The following is a 23,107-nucleotide window of genomic DNA, read 5'->3' as shown; positions in this document are numbered from 1 at the left end:
AATACGCGTTTCTCCCGCCGCCGTCAAGCACAATTTCTCTGCTTCAAGAAAATTTTGTAGAATTATCCCAGAGCGTTCCGTTTGTCATGTCATTTTTTGGTGGTTTTTCAGTCATTTAAAGCAATGCTATTCCACAAAGAAGGCGATATCCTCCAAATCCATAGACTCCTGCAACGCCAGGTTGATGCCCCAGGCCACCAGCTTCGACAACCGCTCCACCTGAGCGTCCATGTCCTGGGGGGTAATCACCATGGATTGTCCCCCCGTCAGTTGATCCACGCCGGCCTGGTCCAGCGTCTCATCGTAAAGTCGGGCCACCGTGGGCACATGGGCCACTGTGGGGACGCCCACAGCAATGACGGGAATGCCGAACCGTTCCTGATTGAACGCCGCCCGACCGTTTTGGACACCGGACCCCGGCGTAATTCCCGTATCGGCCAGCTGTACCGTCCGACAGACCCGGCGCAAATCAGAGGCGGCCAGTGCATCCACCACAATCATGCAGTCGGGTCCGGCCCGGTCCACCACGCCGCCCACTACCTCGGCGCTTTCCAGTCCCGTCAGGCCCAGCACATTGGGCGCAATGGCCGACACAGGCCGGTAGGCGCCGAACATCGTCGGCATCCGCTCCACCAGGTGGCGGGTTACCACCAGCTGACGGACCGTTTTGGGGCCAATGGCATCCGGTGTCACCGCCTCGTTTCCCAGACCCGCCACCAACACCGCCTGCCCCTTTTTCAGAGGCAGCAGGGACCGCAGCTGTCCGGCCAGCACCTGGGCCGCCCGCCGCAGACTGTCCCGTTCCTTCTTTCCATAGTCCACAAGGTCCAGGGTTACATACGTTCCCACCGGTTTCCCCAGCTGCCGTTCTCCCTCCTCGTCCAGAATCTGCACCGTGTTCACAGTCACGCCTTTCTGCTTCGTCTCCCGGGCCAGGACGCCGCGCAGTTCTGTCGTATGGGACGGGTCCTGTTCCCACAGTTCTTTTGCCTCCAGGGCCAGGTCCGTCCGTATCTGGTTCCAATTCATCCGGAAATGCACCTCCACGCCCTAGTTTTCGGTCCGTAAAAACGACTTATACAATTTTTCAAATTTTTTCTCATTTTCCTATTGATTTTTACAAATGGAGCCGTTATAATATGTTTCTGCATGAGACCATTCTTATGATTGAAACGCTATTGGAGGAGGTGTAATCGTGCCCAACATTAAATCTGCCAAGAAGAGAGTTCTGCTTTCCCGCGCTGCGAATGAGAGCAACAAGAAGGCTAAGTCCGTTCTGAAGACTTCTCTGAAGAAGTTTGAAGCTGCCGTCGCCGCCGGTGACGCCGCCCAGACCGATAGCGCTTACAAGGCAGCCGTGAAGACCATCGACCAGGCTGTCAAGAAGGGTATTCTTCACAAGAACACTGCTGCGCGCAAGAAGAGCAGCATTGCTCGCAAGATGAATTCCATCGCTTCCTAAAGGGAACATCGAGCTTGTAAAGTCCTCCGATTTCTTCGGAGGACTTTTTCTTTTTGCTTGCTTCCCCACCATAACGGGGATATACTGTACCATATCGGTTTCTCCGGAGGTGTTGTATGGCTTCTCTCTTCGACCCTGTCACGACTCTGCCCGGCATCGGTCCCACCCGTGCCCAGCAGCTGGCTAAACTGAATATTCGAACCCTCTACGATCTCATCGCTTATTTCCCCCGGGACTACGAGGACCGGACGCGCCTGCGGGCCATCGCCGATCTGGAAGTGGACCAGCCCGCCTGCTTCGAGGCCATTGTGATCTCTCACCCCCGCACAGCCCATATCCGTCAGGGCCTTGATTTGACTAAAGTCACTCTGGCCGACCAGACGGCCCGGTTATCCGTCACCTTTTTCAATCAGCGATACATTGCCGATCATCTGCTGTACGGTCAAAGCTATATTTTCTACGGCAAGCTGGAGGGAGACGCCCGTGGAGTACAGATGATCAACCCAGTTTTCGAGCCCCTGGAATCGCCCGGCATCCTGACCCGGCGCATTCTTCCCCTCTATGGTCTCACCGCCGGGATTACCAATAAAATTCTTGTCAAAGCCATCGGAGCAGCCCTCCATGCCTGCCGTAACAGTTTGCCGGAGGTGCTGCCGCCTCAGGTGCGGCAACAATTCCGCCTGTGCGACGCCGCCTATGCCTATGAAACCATCCATCACCCTGCCGACTTCGACGCCCTGGCCGTGGCACAGAAGCGGCTGATTTTTGAGGAATTCTTCATTTTCTCCGTGGGTCTGGCCATGATGCGGGCCCGTCGTACAGAGATCCCCCACATCCCCTATGCCGTATGTGACATCTCCCCTTTTCTGGCCCAGCTGCCTTTCCCGTTGACCGGCGCCCAACAGCGGTCCATTGATGAGATTGCCGCAGATTTGCAGAAGCCCAAGCCCATGAACCGGCTGGTCCAGGGCGACGTGGGCAGCGGTAAAACCATGGTGGCCGCCGCGGCCGCCTATCTGGCTGCCGTCAACGGAAAGCAGACCGCGCTGATGGCCCCGACTGAAATTCTGGCCGAGCAGCACCACCACCATTTGCAGGCGCTGTTTGAACCCCTTGGCATTTCCACTGTACTGTTGACCGGTTCCCTGGGCGCCGCTGCCAAGCGGGCCGCCAAAGCCGCCATTGCCGACGGCACTGCTCAGGTCATCATCGGTACCCACGCCCTCCTCACCGGCGACGTATCCTTTCACAGTCTGGATTTGGTCATTGCCGACGAGCAGCACCGCTTCGGCGTGGGCCAGCGGGCCGCCCTGTCGGCCAAGGCCGGCAGCCCCCATCTGCTGGTCATGTCGGCAACACCCATCCCCCGGACGCTGTCGTTGATTCTCTACGGTGATTTGGACCTGTCCATCATCGACGAACTGCCGCCGGGCCGGCAGACCATCGACACCTTTCTGGTGGGAGAGGCCATGCGCCCCCGTCTCAACGCCTTTATCCGCAAGCAGGTGGACCACGGCAATCAGGTCTATATCGTCTGTCCCGCCGTGGAGGAAAACGAGGAGACAGCCCTCAAATCCGCCGAAGCCTGGGCCGATACCCTCCAGCGGACCGTGTTTCCCGATCTGACGGTGGGACTGCTCCATGGCCGCATGAAAGGCGCGGAAAAGGAGGCCGTGATGGGCCGGTTCTCCCGGGGGGAAATTCACATTCTGGTGTCTACCACCGTCATCGAGGTGGGTGTGGACGTCCCCAACGCCACGCTGATGCTGGTGGAGAACGCCGAGCGGTTCGGTCTGAGCCAGCTGCATCAGCTGCGGGGCCGGGTAGGCCGCGGCAAAGAAAAATCCTTCTGCGTCTTGATCTCCGATACCCGCAGCACCGAAACCCGGCAGCGTCTCAAGGCCCTCTGCCAGACCAACGACGGATTCCAGATCGCTCAGCAAGACCTGGATTTACGCGGTCCCGGCGACTTTTTCGGTCAGCGGCAGCACGGACTGCCCACTTTCAAGGTAGCCAGTCTCACCTGTGACCTGGACACGCTGAAGCTGGCACAGGAGGCCGCCGCGAACTATCTCGCAGACCAGGTACCGGAACCGGACAGCCCGCTCATGGCCCGGATTCGGGCGCTGTTCTCCAATCATGCGACGGTGTTCAACTGAGACGACCCAGCATAATCTGACAAAATTGTAAAGTAGGAATTGTATCTTTCGACAATTTGTAGTAAAATGAATCCAGTGTGTGAATCACAGTTGAATCCACTGTTTTTGGAGGATGTTTGAACATGAAAAAACCCGTTGTACTTGTGATCATGGACGGTGTGGGCCGTGGCGACGGCGGCCCCGGCGATGCGGTCAAGCAGGCCAACACCCCCACCCTGGATAAGCTCTTTGCAACCTGCCCCTATACCTGGCTCAAGGCCCACGGCACCGCCGTCGGTCTGCCCAGCGACGACGACATGGGCAACTCCGAAGTGGGCCACAACGCCCTCGGCTGCGGTCAGGTCTACGCCCAGGGCGCTAAGCTGGTTTCTGAGAGCATTGAGTCCGGCGCTCTGTTCCAGTCCAAGACCTGGAAGAAGCTGGCCGACAATGCCAAGAACGGTAAGACCATGCACTTCCTGGGTCTGCTGTCCGACGGCAACGTCCACTCCAACATCTCTCACCTGTTTGCGCTGCTGCGTCAGGCCAAGGCCGAGGGTATTCACAGCGTGTGCTGCCACATCCTGTTGGATGGCCGCGACGTGCCCGCCACCTCCGCCCTGGAATATGTCCAGCAGCTGGAAGACGTCCTTGCCTCCCTTTCCGGTGACGGCTATGACTACCGTATCGCCTCCGGCGGCGGCCGCATGACCATCACCATGGACCGCTACGAGGCCAACTGGCCCATGGTGGAACTGGGCTGGAAGACCCACGTCCGCGGCGAGGGCCGTCAGTTTGCCGATGCCAAGACCGCGATTGAGACATACCGCACCGAGACCGGCTGCATTGACCAGGACCTGCCCCCCTTCGTCATTGCCAAGGATGGCAAGCCTGTGGGCACCATCGCCAACGGCGACAGCGTCATCCTCTTCAACTTCCGCGGTGACCGCGCCCAGGAGATTTCCCTGGCCTTTGACCGCAAGGATTTTGACAAGTTTGATCGCGGCGACTACACCGGTGTGGAGTTTGCCGGTATGCTGGAATACGACGGCGACCTGCACATCCCCACCAACTACCTGGTGGAGCCCCCCGTCATCCAGAACACCCTCACCGAGGTACTCTGCGCCCACAAGGTCCGGGAGTATGCTCTGTCTGAGACCCAGAAGTTCGGCCATGTGACCTATTTCTGGAACGGCAACCGTTCCGGCAAGGTCTGCGAGGAACTGGAGACTTATGAGGAGATCCCCTCCGACGTGATTCCCTTCGATCAGGCGCCGGCCATGAAGTCTGTGGAGATCACTGACCATATGGTGGAGGCCATGGCTTCCGGCAAGTACGATTTCCTGCGCTGCAACTTCCCCAATGGCGATATGGTGGGCCACACCGGCTCTCTGGAGGCCGCTATCACCGCCATGGAGTATGTTGACAAGGGACTGGCCCGCATTCTGGAAGCTGCCGACAAGTACGGCTATGCCGTCTGCGTCACCGCTGACCACGGCAACGCCGACCAGATGACGGAGACCAAGAAGGGTAAGACTTCCGTCCGCACCGCCCACTCCCTGAATCCCGTTCCCTTCATCATCTATGACCCCGACACCTCCTACACCATCAAGGACGGCAGCTACGGTCTGGCCAACGTGGCCCCCACGCTGGTGAAAATGATGGATATCCTCGCTCCCGACTGCTGGGAAGCCAGCATGATCTGATTTTCGCGCTCTTCCGGCTCCGCTCCGATGACAGCGGAGCCGGTTTTTTCTGGTGAATAATATTTTTCTTGTGCTTTTGTTGGAAATGCGGTACAATACGTTTGAGGTATCTTCATTTCTAAAGGAGGTTGCTTTATGATTCGTCTCAGCACGGATAAGGGCGCAATCGCTGTGGACAGCAGCGTTTATACCAATATCGCCGGCGTGGCCGCATCCAACTGCTTCGGTGTCAAAGGCATGGCCGTTCGCTCCATGACCGATGGCCTGGTCCATCTGCTTCGCCGGGAGGCCATGCGCAAGGGCGTGCGCGTCACCTTTCACGATGACAAGTCCATTTCCATTGATCTGCACATCGTCATCGACAACGGCGTAAATATTTGCGCCGTCGGCAACGCCATCATTGACGAAGTCCGCTATGTCGTTACGAAATCGACCGGTGCGGAAGTGAAAGCAGTCAACGTCTTTGTAGACTCCATGACTGTCGACTAATACGCGGACCATCCGCATACGGAGGTGTACCACATTGAGGCAGACCATGGACGGAGCGGCATTTCGTCGAATGATGATCAGCGCCGCCGCCTCGATTGAAATTCACAAACAACAAATCAACGAACTGAACGTATTCCCGGTTCCTGACGGCGACACAGGCACTAATATGAGCCTGACCATCAATACGGCCTGCGGCGATCTGCGCAAGCTGGAGGACCCCACCCTGACCAAGGCCGCCGACGCCACAGCTTCGGCGCTGCTGCGTGGCGCCCGTGGCAACTCCGGCGTCATCCTTTCCCTGCTGTTCCGGGGCTTTGCCAAGGCCCTCAAGGGCAAGGAGGAAGGCGACGGCACCGATTTCGCCGCCGCCCTCAACGCTGGTGTGGAGGCTGCCTACAAGGCCGTCATGAAGCCTGCCGAGGGTACCATTCTCACCGTTTCCCGGGTAGCTGGTACGGTAGCGGCTCTGGAGGCCCAGTCCAACCGCAATATGGAGCATGTGCTCACCTGCACCATCGCTGCGGCCAAGGACGCGCTGGCAGAAACACTGCACCAAAACCCCGTGCTGGAAAAGGCCGGTGTGGTCGATGCCGGCGGCATGGGCTTTGTGGTAATTCTGGAGGGTATGCTGTCCAGTCTTCAGGGCGTGGACGTGGTGGCCCCCACGGAGAGCACTCCCGATATGGGGCAGGAGCAGGCCAATTTTTCTGATTTCTCCACCGAGGATATCACCTTCGGCTACTGCACCGAATTTATCATTTCCCGGGAGAATGACAAGGACCCGGCAGCATTGCGGGAATTCCTGTCTCAGATGGGTGACAGTCTGGTGCTGGTGGACGATGATGAGATTATCAAGGTCCATGTGCATACCAACAACCCCGGCACCGCCATTGAAGAGGCTCTGACCTACGGCAGTCTGGTGACGGTAAAAATTGAAAACATGCGGCTTCAGCACACAGAAAAGGTCATGAATGAGCGGGATTTGGAGCCTAAGATTGCCCCACCGGAAAAAAAATACGGCATTGTGGCTGTCTGTGCCGGTGACGGCATCGCTTCGGCCTTCCGGGACCTGGGCGTGGATGGCATCATTCAGGGCGGTCAGACCATGAATCCCTCCACCGAGGATATTCTGCGGGAGATTCAGCGGACGCCGTCGGAAATCGTCTTTGTCTTCCCCAACAATAAAAATATCATCATGGCCGCTGAGCAGACCGTGGACCTGTGTGAGGAAAAGCAGGTCATTGTTCTGCCCTCCAAAACCATTCCCCAGGGCATTACGGCCCTGCTGTCCTTCGACCCGGAGGGCGAGGTTTCGGACAATGTGGAGACCATGACTGCCGCCATGGAGACTGTAACCACCATGCAGATCACCTATGCCGCCCGAAACTCCGATTTTGACGGCTACGACATCCATGAGGGCGACTATCTGGCACTGTACGGCGGTTCCCTCTTCGGGACCGACCGGAACATTGAAAAACTCCTCAATGAGCTGGCTCTGCGCGTTGCTCAGGAGGATAAGGAGTTTATCACCATTTTCTACGGCGAGGACATCGACGAGAAAAAGGCCCAAAAGGCCGCCGCTATTTTTGAGAAGCGCTGCCCAGGTGCGGAGATCAATCTCCTCAACGGCGGACAGCCCGTTTACTACTATTTGATTTCAGCTGAATAACGGATGAAAAAAATCCCAGGACAGCGGTTGCTGTCCTGGGATTTCTATGATTGTGTTGATTCTTTAGTTTCTACCGAAGAAGTAGTCAAACGGGTTCAGCTCACCATAGGTTGGTTCATCCTCCTCGGGAGGAACCACTTGGGTATTGGGACTCGTAGTGGCACTGTCGGTCTGTTCCGTCTCTTCCGTGGGCTCCGGCTGCTTCTCATCCAGGGTCACAGACAGTTCCACAGTCTGGCCGCCGCGGTAGACGGTCATGGTCACGGTATCGCCGGCTCTATAATCTTTCAGCGCTGCCGCCAAATCGGAGTAGCTCTCCACAGTCTGATCACCCAGGGCCGTGATGATATCCGCCTCCTGGACACCAGCCTTCTCGGCGCAGCTGCCCTCAGTAACGCTGTCCACATAGACACCGGCGGGAAGGCTGTAATACTTGGCAGTGGTGGCGTCCATATTGATGACACCCACGCCCAGATAGGCCTGACCGGTCACATAACCATAGTCGATCAGATCGTTGACAATGCTCATGGCGTCATTGATGGGGATGGCAAAGCCCAGGCCCTCAATGGTTGTGCCGGAGGAGGTATTGCCGCTGTACTTGGCAGTGGTGATGCCAATGACATTGCCGTTCATGTCGAACAGGGGGCCGCCGGAGTTGCCGGAGTTGATGGCCACATCCGTCTGAAGCATGGTAATGGGCACATCGCCGGTGCCGACGTCACGGTTCAGAGCGCTGACATAACCGGCAGTCATGCTGAAATTCAGGGTACCCAGGGGGTTGCCGATGGCCACTGCCTGATCGCCTACAGCGACCTCATCGGAATTGCCGATGGAAACAGGATGAAGGCCTGTGGCCTCGATTTTCAGCACAGCCACATCGTTGCTGGCATCGCTGCCGATGATGGTTGCGTCGTGGAGCGTGCCGTCGTACAGCGCCACCTGGACGGTGTTGGCGCCCTCAATGACATGGTGGTTGGTCACGATGTAGCCGTCCTCCGAGATGATGAAGCCGGAACCGCTGGCCGTAAACTCGCTGGTCCAGTAACCATTGGAGGTGGTACCGGTGGTCGTAATGCCCACAGTGGAATCCACATACATGTCATAGACTTCTTTCGGCGTCAGATTCTTGTCGCCGGTATTGGTATGGACTACGCGGTTGACCACCACATTTTCATCTTCAGTCGGCGTCTCCGCGGTTGCCTGGGCCTGAGTGTTTGTCGTGTGCTGGTCCAGCAGGTACGCCGTCATGGCGCTGCCGCCGGCGCCGCCCACCAGGGCACAGGCCACGGCCACCGCTACAATTTTGGCTCCATGGTTGCCTTTGGGAGGCTTGGGGGCCTCCGGCGGGGTAAAGGAATTCCCACCGTTCATCTGCATCCGGCTGTCATGGTCCACCGGTTCAAAGCTGTAGGAATAGGGTTCTCGATTCTCATTCATATTGCTCAACTCCTTGCGTGTTGCTTATCTTCTATGGCTTTATGATATGCAACAATTATGAAAAAAATATGAAGCAGAATTGAAACAAATTTAAACAATCAAAGCGGTATGCCGACCCCATTCGACATACCGCTTTGCTGCCGGTTAATCCAGTGTCGGGAGCACCGACTCATATTTGGAGTCCAGGGCGTTCTGCTCCGGCGCTTCCTTTTTATAGCGGGCCACCAACTCCGCCGACTTGTTAATGGGACGGATGGTACCGGCGCCGCCGACACAGCCGCCGGGACAGCCCATGCCCTCCAGCAGGTAGCCGTTGTACTTACCGGCTCGGGCCATGGTCAACAGCTTGCGGCATTCCCGTAGGCCCTCGGCGTGGGCCACCTTGACCTCCATCTCCGGATGCCAACGATGGATGACGTCGGCCACCGCCTGGGCCACGCCGCCGGCCACGGCAAATCCACGGCCTGCGCCGGTACCCTCCAACAGGGGCTCACCGTCCTCCAATTCCTCAAACTTGATATCCTTGGCCTCGAACATGCCTTGCAGCTCTTCAAAGGTGATGACAAAATCCACATCGCTGCGGATATTGGCGCGGCTGGCTTCCAGCTTTTTCGCGGCACAGGGGCCAATGAAGACGATCTTACTGCCAGGATACTTTTTCTTTTCCAGGCGGGCTGTCAGCACCATAGGCGTCAGGGCCATGGAGATACAATGAGCATATTCGGGATACAGCTTGGTTGCCATATCATACCAGGCGGGACAGCAGGACGTAGCCATAAAAGGCTGCTGCTCCGGCACCTTATCCAGAAAATCCTTGGCTTCCTCGATGGTACACAGGTCCGCGCCCACGGCCACCTCCGTCACATGGTGGAAGCCCAATGCTTTCATGCCCGCTGTCAGCTTTTCCGGCGTAGAGTGGGGGCCAAACTGACCCACAAAGGCCGGCGCCACCAAGGCAATAACCTGATCGCCCCGCTTGATGGACTGAATCAGCTGAAACACCTGGCCCTTATCGACAATGGCACCGAAGGGGCAATTAACGAGGCACATACCGCAGGAAACACACTTATCCTGGTTAATCACGGCTCGACCAAATTCGTCGGACTCGATGGCATCCATACCGCAGGCCTGGACGCAGGGCCGGTCCAACTTGATGATGGAACCGTAGGAGCAGGCGTCGGCGCAGCGGCCGCACTTAATGCACTTGTCCTGATTGATGACGGCTTTGCCTTTCTGGAAGTCGATGGCATCCTTGGGGCAGGCCAGATGGCAGTTCTGCGCCAGACAGCCCTGGCAGAACTCCGTAACCCGGTACTGCTTGGTAGGACAGGCGTTGCAGGCATAGTTGATGATGTTGATGAGCGGAGGATCATAATACTTTTCCGCAATGGCGCTTTCCTCCACGCCATCGGACAACATACTGTGCTCCTGGACAGAGCGCAGCGGCAGACCCATGGCCAGACGCACCCGCTCACCGGCAATGGCCCGCTCCAGGAAAATGGATTCCCGGTGGGCTGCGATTTCGCCGGGGGCGATGACATAAGGCAGCTTCTCCATTCTTGTATAGTCGCCGCCTTCATAGGCCAGACGCGCCACCTCTGTAAACACTTTTTTCCGAATGCTGGTAACAGTTGAGGGTACTCCCCGCATGACAATCTCCTTCCGGTATCTTTCGTAACCTGTGAAAGTTTGCTAATATTATCGGTTATATATTGTACGATATTCTTAAAATAAAGTCAATTACCGAATGGAAACAGGGAATATCCCGTTTCCATTCGGTAAGACCATTATTTCATGACCGGAATCAGCAGCATGCCCTGGACTGCCTCCCCTTCGGCCAGGCCGTTGGCCTCCCGGATAGCCTCCGGCGTGGAGCAGCACGCCTTGGCCAGAGACCACAGGCTCTCCCCTGTTCCCATGGTCCGGAGAATCACCGAAGGCCGGTCCGCCGTATTGAGCCGCTCATCGCTGAGCTGTCCGCCCAACAGCGTTTGATAGGTCTGACGGGCTACGGTGTCCACGGTGAATTCCACTGTGCAGCGGACCTCCATGCCCTCCCCTGCCGGAACGGCAAAGGCCTCGCCCACCAATCGCGCCATGGGATGACACTGGCACTGTTCTGCCCCGGCGGTTTGGCAGCGAATCTCCATTCGAGCAGTGGTCCCCCGGATTTCTTCTTCCGGATCGCAATAGAGGATATTTGCCACCGCCGGCAGCGTCACTACCATCTGTCCGTCCTCCCAGGTCACGGTGGGGTCTCCCAAGCAGACCTGGGTATCGATGACCGACTTCACCGGCACCTCCACCGGCGTTCGTACCGTCTCCTGCATGGTCTGCCGGTCCAGACGGCCCGCCGCCTCCACCTGCTGCCAGTTGGGGGTGAAGGAATGGTGCAGGCTGTAGCCGTCCTCCAGCACCTCCAGCTGCTCCTGTCCCACCACGGTACACTGGGCCAGGATTTGCAGGTCTGCCAGAAGCCGCCGCCCCTGGCCGCTGGTATCCTCCATATGGAGTTCCGCCAGGGCCAAATCCACCTGAACTTCCTGGTCCTCATACTCCCGCTGCAACTCCACATACTGAGAAAAGGGCAGCTGACAGGACCAGGTAGCCAGTTCCTCGTCCTCCGTCAGATACAACAGCCGCACCAGGGCGTTGCCCTTGAAGATGGCCTTGCTGCCCAGCAAGCGGGACTCCGTCAGTTCCAGGTCCACCTGGGAACGGCACAGCTCCTTCATGGGGGCCTGCCCCTCCGGCAGTTCGATTTCCTCAGCCATGGGGAATTGCCGCTGGGCAAACTCCACCGGCCGGACAATGGGATAAACCGCCGACCGCAGCTGCAAATCCACCGGTTCCGTCGGGCTGAGGCTGAAGGTTTGCTGGGCCGGTTCATAGCCCGTCACACCGCCACACAGGCTGACCCGTACCAGAATCTTACGGCTGTGAATCACCTTGGCATCAATATGGCGAATGTGGCAGACTGCGTGGACTTCTGTGCTCTCCGTTATGGCCGGATGCTCCAATCGCACAGAAAACGGCAGATACGCCTGTAGAGAGCGCGGTGCGGAATGGTCCTCCGGCTCGTACACCACACCGGCCTGGACACCGCCGCTGAGGTGGATACTGCCGCTGCGGCATTCCTTACCCCGCAGAACCACTGTGCCAAAGGTTTGCAGAATCTGGCCCACATCGGGGTGGCTGTCGGGTACGATGGACTCGCCGCTCTCCTCCTGTGCGATGACGGATGAAAACACCTCCCGCAGATAGTCGGCGTTCTTCGTTTCAAATATCAGTTCCATGGTCGTCACTCCTTGTTGTTTCCTCCTGGGATTTACACCTATGGAACTATATACGCGGCCATGGACAGGGTTATGCCACCATTCAACGGTGGACCAGCCAGCCCAACAGAATCAGCAGTACCGCCACCAGCACCGTAAAACCGCATCGAGGCACAAGCATAGACAGCAGCAATCCCGCCCCCAAGGCCATTAAAAAATATCCGATTGTTCCAGCACGTTTGCACATAAAAACCGCCTCCTGCAACAGTATACGCAGGAGGCGGTACTATCTTTCCAGTTTCACACAAGACGCCCCGCCCGGATAACCCAGGCTGCGCCCTGTGCCACGGTCACCGTGGCCGGTTGGCCTACGGTCTCATTGCTGACGGTGCGGGTGTCGCCCCGCAGGACAGAGAAATTTTCCACGTTGTATTTGGCGCCCCGGATGGTGACGCCGGACAGAGTCCGGTCCAGGGGCAGCAGCGAAAAGTAGCGGAACTGGCCGTGGGGAATCTCCACCGTGCCGTCCTGTAAGTACCGAATCTCATTGTCCTCGTCCCAGATGGCTGCATCCACACCGTCCCGCCAGGCCTGCTCCAACAGCTGCAAGTTGGCGATATGGTGGTCCTGCCGGCCACCGGTACAGGCCGTAAAGATCATACGGCGGATGCCCCGGTCCCGGGCATACTCATAAGCCGCCTGCAAATCCGTCAGGTCCTTTTCCGCAGGCAGGAGCACCCGCTCCGCCCCCTCCGGCGGTACGCCGCCGGAATCGCTGTCACCGATATACGCATCCACTTGGAAACCGGCCGCCGCCGCACAGCGGGTGCCGCCGTCGGCACAGATCACCTGGACACGGCTTTGGAGCGGCTCCAAAAAGCTCCAGTCGGCGCAATCCCTGGACCCGAAAATCAGTGCTATTTCAGTTCCCACAGCTTGATCTCCTTTGCCTTTTCATATAGCCGCGCATAGCTGGCATGGCGAGTGGGCTCGATATCTCCGGATTCCACCGCCGCCAACACCCGGCAGCCCGGCTCCGATAGGTGGGCACAATCGTTGAACTGGCACTGTCCCAGGTAAGGAGCAAAATCCGGGAATGCATATTGCAGATTCTCCTTGAGAATAATCTCCATCTGTTCCGTATCAAAGGAGGAAAAGCCCGGCGTATCAGCTACATAGGTGCCGTCGGTCATGCGGTACAGCTCCACATGGCGGGTCGTATGGCGGCCGCGGCCCAGTTTATCGGATACCGCTCCTGTCTCAATACGGAACTTGGGATCCAGACAGTTGAGAATGCTGCTTTTACCCACGCCGGAATTGCCGGTAAATGCCACTATCTTGCCGGATATGGCCCGATGGAGCTCCGCTACCCCCTCGCCGGTTTCGGCGCTGGTGCGGATCACCGGGTATCCGGCGTGCTCATAAATCCGCACCAGACGGTCGCCGTCATCCAGGTCGCACTTGTTGACGCAGAGAATCACCGGCACATTCTGATGGCCCGCAATGGCCGTAATCCGGTCAATGAGGAACGGCTCTGTCACCGGAATCACGCAGGAAGCCAGGACCACCAGGGCGTCCAGGTTGGCCACCGCCGGGCGGACAAAGTGGTTGCGCCGGGGCAGCACCTCCTGGACCGTACCCTTTCCGCCCTCCACGGCAATGGTAACCCGGTCGCCCACCAGGGGCGACATCTGGGTTTTTCGGAGTTTTCCTCGGGCCCGGCACTCGATAACGGTACCTTCCTCCGTCTGTACATAGTAAAATCCACTGAGGGCTTTTACGATCAATCCATCCATCGTCATCCCGCTCCAAAGGTGATTGTCTCGGTTTTGCCCAAGACACCGTCAAAATACACCTCTACTGTCTGCGTACCGGAGCCGGTCACCTGGAACGAAAATTGTCCCTGGGCCGTGTCCAGCACCGCCGGTTCAGCATACGGTTCCTTATCCAGATACACCGACATCACCGTTGTGGGACGGTCCTGCGGCAGGTCTACCGTAATCATCCTCGTACCTGTGACAGGCTCTGTCGGCCCTGTGGTGTTGCCGTTATTCTCCCCCTCGTTGGGATTCTGGTTCTCATTGGGCTGATCGGGGTCCGTATTGGGCTCATCAGGGTCGTCCTCGGGCTCTTGGTCCTCTGCCGGTCCGGAAGAATAGATCAGGTTGATGACCGTACCCTTTGGCACCATTGTACCCTGTTCAATGCTCTGCTCAATGACGGTATTTTCAGGCCGTTCATTGTGTTCCGCACGAACCTCGCCTTTGGACAGTCCTACTTCTTTGATGGCTGCCAAAGCGTCATCCAGCGTTCGCAGCTTCAGTGCCGGTACTTCTACCAGTTCCTCCTTGGGACCATCGCTGACCGTTAGAATCGCCACCTGCCCCTTTTGCAGCGGTTCATCCTTGCCCGGAGAAGTGGAAATGACTACATCCTTCTCCACTGTATCGTCATATTCCCGCGCAACTTGCGGCGTTACACCCAATGCATTCAGCACCTCCTCAGCATACTGAAGCGTTTTTCCCTCGAGGTCCGGCATAGGCAGACTTTGCTCCGCATCATCGGTACCTTGGGACACTGTCAGAGTGACTGTAGCGCCCTCCTTCACCACAGAATCGGCACTGGGGTCCTGCGCGATGATGGTGCCGTATTCCGCCTCGCTCTCCATCCAAACCGGGGTGGAGATGTTCAGGCCCTCATAGGAAGCGGAATTGCTGATGACATCATTATACATCTGACCCAGGAAGCTCGGGACCGTCACATCCTTGGTGGCTGTCAGCATATCCTTTAGGAAGGAATTGTACAAAAAGAAGGAAATTCCCACCACAGCCAGAATAATGCAGACCGCACCGGCGGCAATGGCAACCCGGTTGCCGCTGCGGCGTCTGGGGGGGGCTTCCTCCCACTCCACCACCCGTTCCGCCTGGTGGCGGGGCGGCTCCGGCCGATGGTAGACCGTAGGCCGCTGCTGCTGGACTGGACGGAGGGTCACAACGTCCTCACTGACCGGGTCCAGAATCTGGGTCTTCTGCAGGGCCGCTGCCGTGAAGTCAAAGACCACATTGGGATTTTTCCGGAACTCCTCCAGATCAGCCAGCATTTCCGTGGCAGAGGCATACCGCTGCTCCACGGCAGCGGTCATGGCGTGCATGGTAATCTGTTCCAAGCCCTTGGGGATGCCGTCCACCAGTTCCGTAGGCAGCACCGGGGAGCCGTTGATATGCTGAATGGCTACTGCCACTGGAGAATCACCGTCGAACGGCGGCCGTCCGGTCAGCATTTCATACATGACGACGCCCAGGGAATAGAGGTCGGAGCGTTTATCCACGCGGCTGCCTCGGGCCTGTTCCGGGGAGATATAGTGGACAGACCCCAGGGCCTCTCGGGTCAGGGTGCTCTGGGCCGAAGTGATGCGTGCAATGCCGAAGTCGGCCACCTTGACGCTGCCATCCTTGAGAATCATGATGTTGTGTGGCTTGATATCCCGGTGGATGATGCCGCGGCTGTGGGCGTGCTCCAGCGCCTTAGCAATCTGTGTGGCAAAGTGCAGTGTCTCCCGCCAATTGAGCTGCCCCTTCTGGCTCATATACTGTTTAAGGGTAATGCCGTCAATGAGTTCCATGACGATATAGTCCGTATCGCCGGAGTGGGAAACGTCGTACACACTGACAATGTTGGGATGGGACAGCATGGCGACGGCCTGGGATTCGGCGTGGAACCGGCGGCGAAACTCCGCGTCCTGGGAAAACTCGTCTTTCAGGATTTTGATGGCTACCAGACGGTTAAGCCGGTGGCAGCGCGCTTTATATACAACCGCCATTCCGCCGATGCCGATACTCTCCAGAATCTCATATCGGTTATCCAGCATCTTGCCGATGTAATTATCCATTCAATGGTTCCTCCTGTCGTTGGATTGGGTCAAACCGTGGCCAGGACCACCGTCACATTGTCCGGCGCGCCCCGTCCCTTGGCGATATCCAGCAGACGCTGACAGCAGCCGTCCTTTTGTACGCCGTGGACCACTTCAAATAGGATTTCCTGGTCGGCCATCTCATTGGAAAGACCGTCGGAACAGAGCAGTACCGCGTCGCCCGGGTGCAGCTCCTGGTTATACAAATCACAGTCTACATTGGCTTCTGTGCCCACCGCCCGGGTGATCAAATTTTTGCTGGGATGGGTTTTGGCCTGCTCCCGGGTGATCTCTCCACGGCGGACCATCAATTCCACCAGGGAATGGTCCACGGTCATAAACCGGATGCCGTCCTTATCGAAAATATAGGCCCGGCTGTCGCCCACGTTGGCAATCACCGCCCGGTCCGGCAGAAGCACTGCCGCCACCAGCGTCGTTCCCATACCGGCAAAGTCGCTGCTGACCTTGGATTGCTCAAAAACCGCCTGATTGGCCAGAGAGACCGCATCCCGCAGCATCTGTCCAACCTGCCCGGCGTTCATATCCTCCCGGGCTGTGCGGCGTACCTCGCCCACAAAGACCTCCGTTGCCAGACGGCTGGCCACATTACCGGACTTGGCCCCACCCATACCGTCACACACCACCAGCAGCAGCTGGTTGGGGTGCAGGGTGACAATATCATAGAAGTCCTGATTCTGCTTGCGGACATTGCCCAAATCTGTCAATCCCCATGCGTCCATGCCGTTCCCTCCGTTTGTTCACTCTCTTTGACGTACTTTCTCCGCAGCTGCCCGCAACTGGCGTCAATATCGCCGCCCAGGGATCTGCGGACCGTGGCCGGAATGCCGTGGCCCTCCAAAATCTTCTGGAACCGAGCCACCGCCTGTCGGGAGCTGGGCCGCAGGGGGCTTTCGGCCACCGGATTCAATGGAATCATATTGACATGGGCCGCCAGACCGTGGAGTTTGGATGCCAGCAGCTCCGCCTGTTCCGGGCTGTCGCTGACGCCGTCAATCATGGTGTATTCAAAGGACACCCGGCGGCCCGTCTTCTCAAAATATCTTCGACAGGCATCCAGCAGCACATCCACCGGATACTTTCGATTGATGGGCATAATGGCGCTTCTCGATGCGTCGTCCGGCGAATGCAGCGAAACCGACAGGGTCAACTGTAGTTTCTTCTCCGCCAGCTCGTCAATCCGCGGCACCAGGCCACAGGTGGACAGGCTGATGTGGCGCATGCCGATGTTCATGCCCTCGGGACTATTGACCAATTCCAGAAACCGCATAACGTTATCGAAATTGTCCAGTGGTTCCCCGATGCCCATCAAAACAATATTGGAAATGGGCAACCCCGAATCCAAGGCGGTGAACAGCACCTGATCGAGAATTTCCGACGGCTGTAACCGCCGGACCAGTCCGCCCAGGGTGGAGGCACAGAACTTGCAGCCCATGGGGCAGCCCACCTCCGACGAAATGCAGACGGTATTGCCATGGTGATACTGCATCAGCACCGTTTCCACACAGTTGCCATCGCCCAGTTCCCAGAGGTATTTGACCGTTCCATCCTTCTGAGACTGCTGCTTTCTGGCCACCTTGGGGGCTGTAATATAGTAGGTCTCGTCCAGTTTGGCCCGCAGCTCCTTAGAAATGTTGGTCATCTCTTCAAAGTCTGTGACGCCCTTGTGGAGCCAAGTATAGATTTGTTTGGCCCGGAACGCCGGCTGTCCCATCGCTTTCAACGCCTGGGTCATCTCGGCCAAGGTCATGGATTTGATATCTTGCTTCATGGTAGTTTCCTCAGCTTCGCCACAAAAAATCCGTCGCACTGGTGCACACAGGGCAGCAGCGTCAACCGGCTGACCGCTCCCGCACCCAGGCCCTCCGGCAGAGCCATTCTCTCCGCCGCAAAGTCCGGGTGCTCTTGCAAAAATGAATCCACAATGTCCTCATTTTCCCGGCGCAAAATGGTACAGGTACTGTAGACCAGCACGCCGCCGGGGCGGACGTAACGGCAGACATTGTCGAGAATGCGCCGCTGCACCGCGGGCAACCCTTCCAGAGGCTTCAACGCCTTATATCGGATGTCCGGCTTTTTGCGGATGGTGCCCAGGCCGGAACAGGGTACATCAGCCAGCACCACATCCATGGCATTTTCCCATTGGGGGTTGAACGCGGACGCGTCCTGGACCTGGGCCGTCAACGTCTCGATGCCAAGCCGCTCCGCCCCCTTCTCAATCAGCTGGATTTTATGGGGGTGGATGTCACAGGATATAATTTTCCCCCGGTTTTGCAGTGCCATGGCCGCCGCGAAGCTCTTTCCGCCCGGCGCGGCACAGCAATCCAGAATGGACATGCCCGGCTCGATGTCAGCCACCACCGCCGGCAGCTTGGCCGCCGCGTCCTGGACCAGCAGAGAACCGTCCCGGAACGTGTCCATCTGTTCCAGGTTGCCGGTGCCGCTGAGTTCATAGCAGCCCGGCATCCAGGGATGGGGCACATAGGCCACGCCCTGCTCGTCCCAACGTCGGCACAAGTCCGCTTCCGTGGTTTTCAGCGGATTGACCTGGACCACCGTGGCGGGTGCCGTGTTATGGCTTTGCAGCAGAGGTTCCAGCAGGTCCTCGCCCACATTGTCCTGCAGCAGCTCCACCAGTCCCGCCGGATGGGAATAGCGGGTGGCCAAGTCCGTTGGCTGGGGCAGGTTCTCCCCTGCCCGCAGCACTGACCGGAGCACACCGTTGACGAGGCCCGCCGCACGGGGATTGGCATACCGCTTCCCTTGCTCCACGGCTTCGTTGACGGCAGCGGACGGTGGAATCCGGTCCATAAAAACAATCTGATAGACACCCAGGCGCAGAATATCCTGCACCACCGGCTGGAGCTTCCGCACTCCGCCCTTGACGAACTCCGTCAGGTAGAAGTCCAGCAGCAGCCGGTTCTGCACAACGCCGTAGCACAGCCGCGTGGCCAGCGCCGCGTCCCGGCTGTCCAGCCGGTCCCTGCGAATATAGTCTTTCAAAATGCCATCGGACCAGGCGTCATTTTTCCGACAGGCAATCAGCGCCGCCAAGGCTGTGTTTCGTGCAGACATAATGCCTCCTTACAGTTGAATGGGATGGCCCCGGAAGTAATCGGGAGCCGCCATGCGTTTGCCGCCCTCGGCCTGGAGCTGGGTAATGGTAACCACCTTACCGTCACCGCAGGCCACGTCCAGGCCCTTTTTATGGAGTTCCAGCAGGGTGCCGGGGGCTTTGTCGGTAGTTTTATCGGTATACTCCACCCGGTAGATCTTAAACCGCTTGCCATCCAGCTCCGTGGTGGCTACCGGCCAGGGAATCAGGCCGCGGACATGGTCCACAATCTGCCGGGACGTGCGGCTCCAGTCGATGGGCGCCATGTCCTTGGACAACATGGGCGCAAACGTCACCTGACTGGGGTCCTGGACCGTCCGGGTCACCGTGCCGTCGGCCACATGCTTGACGGTGTCGGACAGCAGCCCTGCGCCGATGACGGCCAACCGGGCCATCAGTTCTTCGGTGGTCTCCATGGGGTCAATCGGCGTCTTGCGGACTTCGATCATATCGCCGGCATCCATTTCCGCCGCCATGTACATGGCCGTGACGCCGGTCTCATCCAGGCCGTTGAGGATGGCCCACTGAATGGGACCGGACCCGCGCAGGGCCGGCAGGACGCTGGCATGGATATTGATGCAGCCCTGGGGCGGGATATCCAAAACCCGTTGGGGCAGGATTTTTCCGTAGGCCACCACCAGAATCAAATCCGGCTGCAATGCCTTCAGCTCCTCCACCACCGCGTCATCCTTAAAAGTGGTGGGCTGGTACACCGGCAGACCCACAGACTGGGCGTAGACCTTGACCTCGCTCATAGCCATCTTCATGCCCCGATTCTTGGGGGTGTCCGGCTTGGTATAGACGCCGACTATATTGCAGCCGTCCTCATGGATGCGGCGCAGACAGGTGGCCGAAATGGCCGGGGTTCCCATAAATACAATTCTCATGTCTCATCCTCCGCTTCGTTGGCCAGTTCCTCCAGCTCTTCCTGGGTCAGGAACCGCTCCACTTTATCCACATAGAGATGGCCGTCCAAATGCTCCAACTCATGACAAAACGCCCGGGCAATGAGTTCCTCGCCCTCGGCCTCAAACCACGCGCCGAACCGGTCCTGGGCGCGGACCTTGACCACATTGGGACGCGTGACAATGCCATACTTGCCGGGGACGCTGAGGCAGCCCTCCAGGCCCGTCTGTTCCCCGCTCTGGGAGATAATTTCCGGGTTGATCAGTTCCAGAATCTCTTCCCCCACATCCACTACCACCACGCGGCGGAGAATCCCCACCTGGGGCGCGGCCAGACCAACGCCCCGGGCGTCTTCCAGTGTCTCAGCCATGTCGTCCAGCAGCTCATGGAGCCGGTCGTCAAACTTGGTCACGGGGCGGGACACCTTGCGAAGCGTCGGGTCCTCTTCCGTCAAAATATTTCTCAATGCCATGGTAATTCCTCCCATTCAAACTTCTGTCTCTCCGGTCAGCCGTAGGGGTTCACGTCGGCAAAGACCGTGACTCCGCGATTCTGCCGGTCACGGGAAAACGCTTTCATACACTCCGCTGCCATCCGACGGACGGCGCGACTGTTCTCTACGCCCAGGGTCAGCCGGTACCGATAGCGGTTGTTGACCTTAGCAACCGACGCCGGAGCCGGTCCCAGCAGCACCGCCGGCACCTGCATCTGCTGCAATCCCCGATCCAGCAGCGCTCGAAACCGCCGTGCCGCCTCCTCCACCTGATCGGCAAAGACACCGGAAAAGGTCAGAATCAGCAAATCCCGAAAGGGCGGACAGCCGCGAAGATGCCGCATGGCAATCTCCATCTCATAAAACCGGTCATAATCCTGGGCCGCCGCCAGGGTAATGACGGCATTTTGAGGCGTCATAGTCTGAATCACCGCTGTACCGGCCAATGCGCCGCGGCCTGCCCGGCCCACCACCTGGGTAATCATAGAGAACGTGGTCTCTGCGGCCCGGAAATTGTCCACATATAGGGACATATCCGCGTCCAGGACGCCCACCAGCGTCACATGTTCAAAATTCAGCCCTTTTGCCACCATCTGGGTACCCACCATCACCGGGATTTTCTCCCGCTCGAACCGTTCCAGCAGCTGCTCATGGCTGTGGACTGCGCTGACGGTATCGGCATCCATGCGGAGTATCTCGGAATCCGGCAATAACTGCCGCAGCTCTTCCTCCACTTTCTGCGTGCCGGTTCCCATCTGCTTCAAGGGGCCTCCGCACCGGGGACACCGGACCATCAGGGGTTCCGAATGACCGCAGTAATGACACATGAGCCGTCCGTTGGCCCCGTGGTAGGTCAGATGGACGCTGCACCGGGGACACTGGGGCGCTTCACCGCACTCCACACACGCCACATACCGGCTGGTACCCCTTCGGTTGAGAAACAAAATGGTCTGTTCGCCCCGCTGCAACGTCTCATGGATGCGCTCCTCCAAGGGCCAGCTGATGGAGGTACCGTTGCCCCGGCGCAGTTCTTCTTTACAATCGACGATTTCCACCGATGGCAAATTCTTCCCGTTATATCGATTTTTCAGCCGGTAAAAGCCGATTTTCCCGACTTTCGCCAGATACATGGTTTCGATGGACGGCGTAGCCGAGCCCAGCAGGACCATGGCCCCCGTATGGTGGCCCCGATAAGCGGCCACTTCCCGGGCATGATAGCGGGGGCTGTTCTCCGATTTGTAGGTGTGTTCCTGCTCTTCATCGAGAATCAGCAAACCCGGTGATTGCAAGGGGGCAAACACCGCTGACCGGGTCCCTACTACCACCCTGGCTGTACCGTCCCGGATGCGTTTCCACTCGTCATACCGCTCCCCCACCCGCAGGCCGCTGTGGAGAATGGCCACCTGATCGCCGAAGTGACCGGCAAACAAACTGACCAGCTGGGGTGTCAGCGCGATTTCCGGCACCAACAGCATGGCGGTCTTGCCCCGGGCCAGACACCGGTGAATCAACTGCACATAGACCGAGGTCTTACCGCTGCCGGTGACGCCGTAGAGCAGCGCCACGCCGGGGTCCGGGCGGTCCCACTGGGCACAGATGCCGTCATAGGCTTGCTGCTGTTCCTCGTTGAGAACCACCGGCTCCACATGGGCCGGGCGAATATCCACACGACGCAGCACCGGCACCTCTTCCAGGGCGATCATGCCCATGGATTCCATGCGCCGCAATGTAGCGGTGGTAGCGCCGGTAAAATAGCAGAGGTCCTTGGTACTGCCGCTGCCTACGGTACACAACAGTTCCAGCAGCGCCGCCTGGACCGGCGCGGACTTACGCCGGCGGTTGGCGTATTCCATAGCCTCCTCGGCAGAAACGGCCAGAGACGCCATGCGTTCCGTCTTGTCGCGGGTACGGCGCAGCATCTCCGAATCGTTGCGCAGCAGCTTTTTTTTCAGCAAATATTGCAGCGCACTTTGCAGCATTTCCTCATCCGGAAACTGCCGCCGCAGCCACGGGTAATCGGCTTCACCGCCCAGCGCTTCTATCTGCTCCATAATCGCCTTGGCCTGGGGCTGCCGCTGAATCGCTGTTCGCCAGTCACAGCCCGGACAGATGGCAAACCGATCCACGGTCTGGAACCACAGCCCCGCCGGGAGTATCGCCTTGACGGCATCATAAAAGGTACAAAAATACCGTTCCCGAAGAAATGCTGCCAACCGCAGTCCCGCCGCATCCAGCACCGGACCGTCATCCAGCACCCGTTCAATCCACTTGAGTTCCGCACCGTCCCCTTCCTCCAGTGCTGCCACCATACCTTCGCTGCGGCGGTTGCCGCTGCCGAAAGGCACCTGGACGCGCATTCCCGGGACCACAGTACAGTCCTCGGGAATCCGGTAGGAATAAAGCCGGTCTATGGCGTAAACTGCCGCTTGAACGGCCACTTTTGCTACCAAACGGGAACCCCCTTAAAAGCACGTTCAAGGCGTAGGCGG

General features: G+C 58.4%; 19 protein-coding genes. 5 read left to right on the top strand and 14 right to left on the bottom strand.

What is annotated here, in order from left to right:
* Positions 1–126: 126 nt before the first annotated feature.
* Entirely contained in the window at positions 127–1,029 is a 903-nt protein-coding gene (gpr, locus tag ACTQ33_RS11435) for a GPR endopeptidase (protein ID WP_441464723.1), read from the bottom strand.
* 166 nt (positions 1,030–1,195) lie between these two features.
* Here gpr and rpsT point away from each other — a divergent pair, with 166 nt between their 5' ends.
* From rpsT to ACTQ33_RS11410, 5 genes are all read left to right on the top strand, one after another.
* Positions 1,196–1,462 carry a 30S ribosomal protein S20 gene (gene rpsT, locus ACTQ33_RS11430; RefSeq protein WP_441464722.1) on the top strand — a complete coding sequence of 89 codons (267 nt, stop codon included), beginning with the start codon at positions 1,196–1,198 and terminating at the stop codon, positions 1,460–1,462.
* Positions 1,463–1,578: 116 nt separating this feature from the next.
* Entirely contained in the window at positions 1,579–3,621 is a 2,043-nt protein-coding gene (gene recG / locus ACTQ33_RS11425) for an ATP-dependent DNA helicase RecG (RefSeq protein WP_441464721.1), read from the top strand.
* 122 nt (positions 3,622–3,743) lie between these two features.
* Positions 3,744–5,306 (top strand): 2,3-bisphosphoglycerate-independent phosphoglycerate mutase, encoded by a 1,563-nt coding sequence (gene gpmI, locus ACTQ33_RS11420; protein WP_441464720.1) that lies wholly within the window; start codon positions 3,744–3,746, stop codon positions 5,304–5,306.
* Positions 5,307–5,441: 135 nt separating this feature from the next.
* A complete protein-coding gene (locus ACTQ33_RS11415) occupies positions 5,442–5,795 on the top strand; it encodes an Asp23/Gls24 family envelope stress response protein (protein ID WP_441464719.1) in 354 nt (117 codons plus the stop codon).
* Between the two features lie 34 nt (positions 5,796–5,829).
* Complete coding sequence (locus ACTQ33_RS11410; protein WP_441464718.1) at positions 5,830–7,464, top strand: DAK2 domain-containing protein; 1,635 nt, start codon at positions 5,830–5,832, stop codon at positions 7,462–7,464.
* A gap of 63 nt (positions 7,465–7,527) precedes the next feature.
* Here the strand turns inward: ACTQ33_RS11410 and ACTQ33_RS11405 are convergent, their stop codons facing one another.
* From ACTQ33_RS11405 to priA, 13 genes are all read right to left on the bottom strand, one after another.
* Positions 7,528–8,901 carry a S1C family serine protease gene (locus ACTQ33_RS11405; RefSeq protein WP_441464717.1) on the bottom strand — a complete coding sequence of 458 codons (1,374 nt, stop codon included), beginning with the start codon at positions 8,899–8,901 and terminating at the stop codon, positions 7,528–7,530.
* 144 nt (positions 8,902–9,045) lie between these two features.
* The gene (locus ACTQ33_RS11400) at positions 9,046–10,551 is read right to left on the bottom strand and encodes a 4Fe-4S dicluster domain-containing protein (RefSeq protein ID WP_441464716.1); all 1,506 of its coding nucleotides are present in this window, start codon (positions 10,549–10,551) and stop codon (positions 9,046–9,048) included.
* Positions 10,552–10,688: 137 nt separating this feature from the next.
* A complete protein-coding gene (locus tag ACTQ33_RS11395; RefSeq protein WP_441464715.1) occupies positions 10,689–12,197 on the bottom strand; it encodes a DUF3794 domain-containing protein in 1,509 nt (502 codons plus the stop codon).
* An 82-nt stretch (positions 12,198–12,279) separates the two neighbouring features.
* The gene (locus ACTQ33_RS11390; RefSeq protein ID WP_441464714.1) at positions 12,280–12,423 is read right to left on the bottom strand and encodes a hypothetical protein; all 144 of its coding nucleotides are present in this window, start codon (positions 12,421–12,423) and stop codon (positions 12,280–12,282) included.
* Positions 12,424–12,476: 53 nt separating this feature from the next.
* The gene (locus ACTQ33_RS11385) at positions 12,477–13,109 is read right to left on the bottom strand and encodes a thiamine diphosphokinase (RefSeq protein WP_441464713.1); all 633 of its coding nucleotides are present in this window, start codon (positions 13,107–13,109) and stop codon (positions 12,477–12,479) included.
* Positions 13,094–13,972: a ribosome small subunit-dependent GTPase A gene (gene rsgA, locus ACTQ33_RS11380; RefSeq protein ID WP_441464712.1), complete on the bottom strand. Its 879-nt coding sequence runs from the start codon at positions 13,970–13,972 to the stop codon at positions 13,094–13,096. Before rsgA ends, ACTQ33_RS11385 begins: the two co-directional genes overlap by 16 nt.
* A gap of 2 nt (positions 13,973–13,974) precedes the next feature.
* Complete coding sequence (gene pknB / locus ACTQ33_RS11375) at positions 13,975–16,065, bottom strand: Stk1 family PASTA domain-containing Ser/Thr kinase (protein WP_441464711.1); 2,091 nt, start codon at positions 16,063–16,065, stop codon at positions 13,975–13,977.
* 29 nt (positions 16,066–16,094) lie between these two features.
* A complete protein-coding gene (locus ACTQ33_RS11370) occupies positions 16,095–16,826 on the bottom strand; it encodes a Stp1/IreP family PP2C-type Ser/Thr phosphatase (RefSeq protein ID WP_441464710.1) in 732 nt (243 codons plus the stop codon).
* Positions 16,808–17,875: a 23S rRNA (adenine(2503)-C(2))-methyltransferase RlmN gene (gene rlmN / locus ACTQ33_RS11365; protein ID WP_441464709.1), complete on the bottom strand. Its 1,068-nt coding sequence runs from the start codon at positions 17,873–17,875 to the stop codon at positions 16,808–16,810. Before rlmN ends, ACTQ33_RS11370 begins: the two co-directional genes overlap by 19 nt.
* Positions 17,872–19,179, bottom strand: coding sequence for a 16S rRNA (cytosine(967)-C(5))-methyltransferase RsmB (rsmB, locus tag ACTQ33_RS11360; RefSeq protein WP_441464708.1), 1,308 nt, complete (start codon positions 19,177–19,179; stop codon positions 17,872–17,874). Before rsmB ends, rlmN begins: the two co-directional genes overlap by 4 nt.
* Before the next feature lie 9 nt (positions 19,180–19,188).
* Positions 19,189–20,106 carry a methionyl-tRNA formyltransferase gene (gene fmt, locus ACTQ33_RS11355; protein WP_441464707.1) on the bottom strand — a complete coding sequence of 306 codons (918 nt, stop codon included), beginning with the start codon at positions 20,104–20,106 and terminating at the stop codon, positions 19,189–19,191.
* A complete protein-coding gene (gene def / locus ACTQ33_RS11350) occupies positions 20,103–20,597 on the bottom strand; it encodes a peptide deformylase (protein ID WP_441464706.1) in 495 nt (164 codons plus the stop codon). The genes fmt and def overlap by 4 nt, the downstream gene beginning before the upstream one ends.
* Before the next feature lie 35 nt (positions 20,598–20,632).
* Positions 20,633–23,068, bottom strand: a complete 2,436-nt coding sequence (gene priA / locus ACTQ33_RS11345) for a replication restart helicase PriA (RefSeq protein WP_441464705.1) — start codon at positions 23,066–23,068, stop codon at positions 20,633–20,635.
* Positions 23,069–23,107: the final 39 nt, after the last annotated feature.

It is taken from the genome of Candidatus Avoscillospira sp. LCP25S3_F1 (assembly GCF_052117125.1).
Classification (GTDB): domain Bacteria; phylum Bacillota; class Clostridia; order Oscillospirales; family Oscillospiraceae; genus Avoscillospira_A.
Note: the sequence above shows the minus strand (reverse complement) of the source record. Positions and strands in the feature narration are given on the sequence as shown.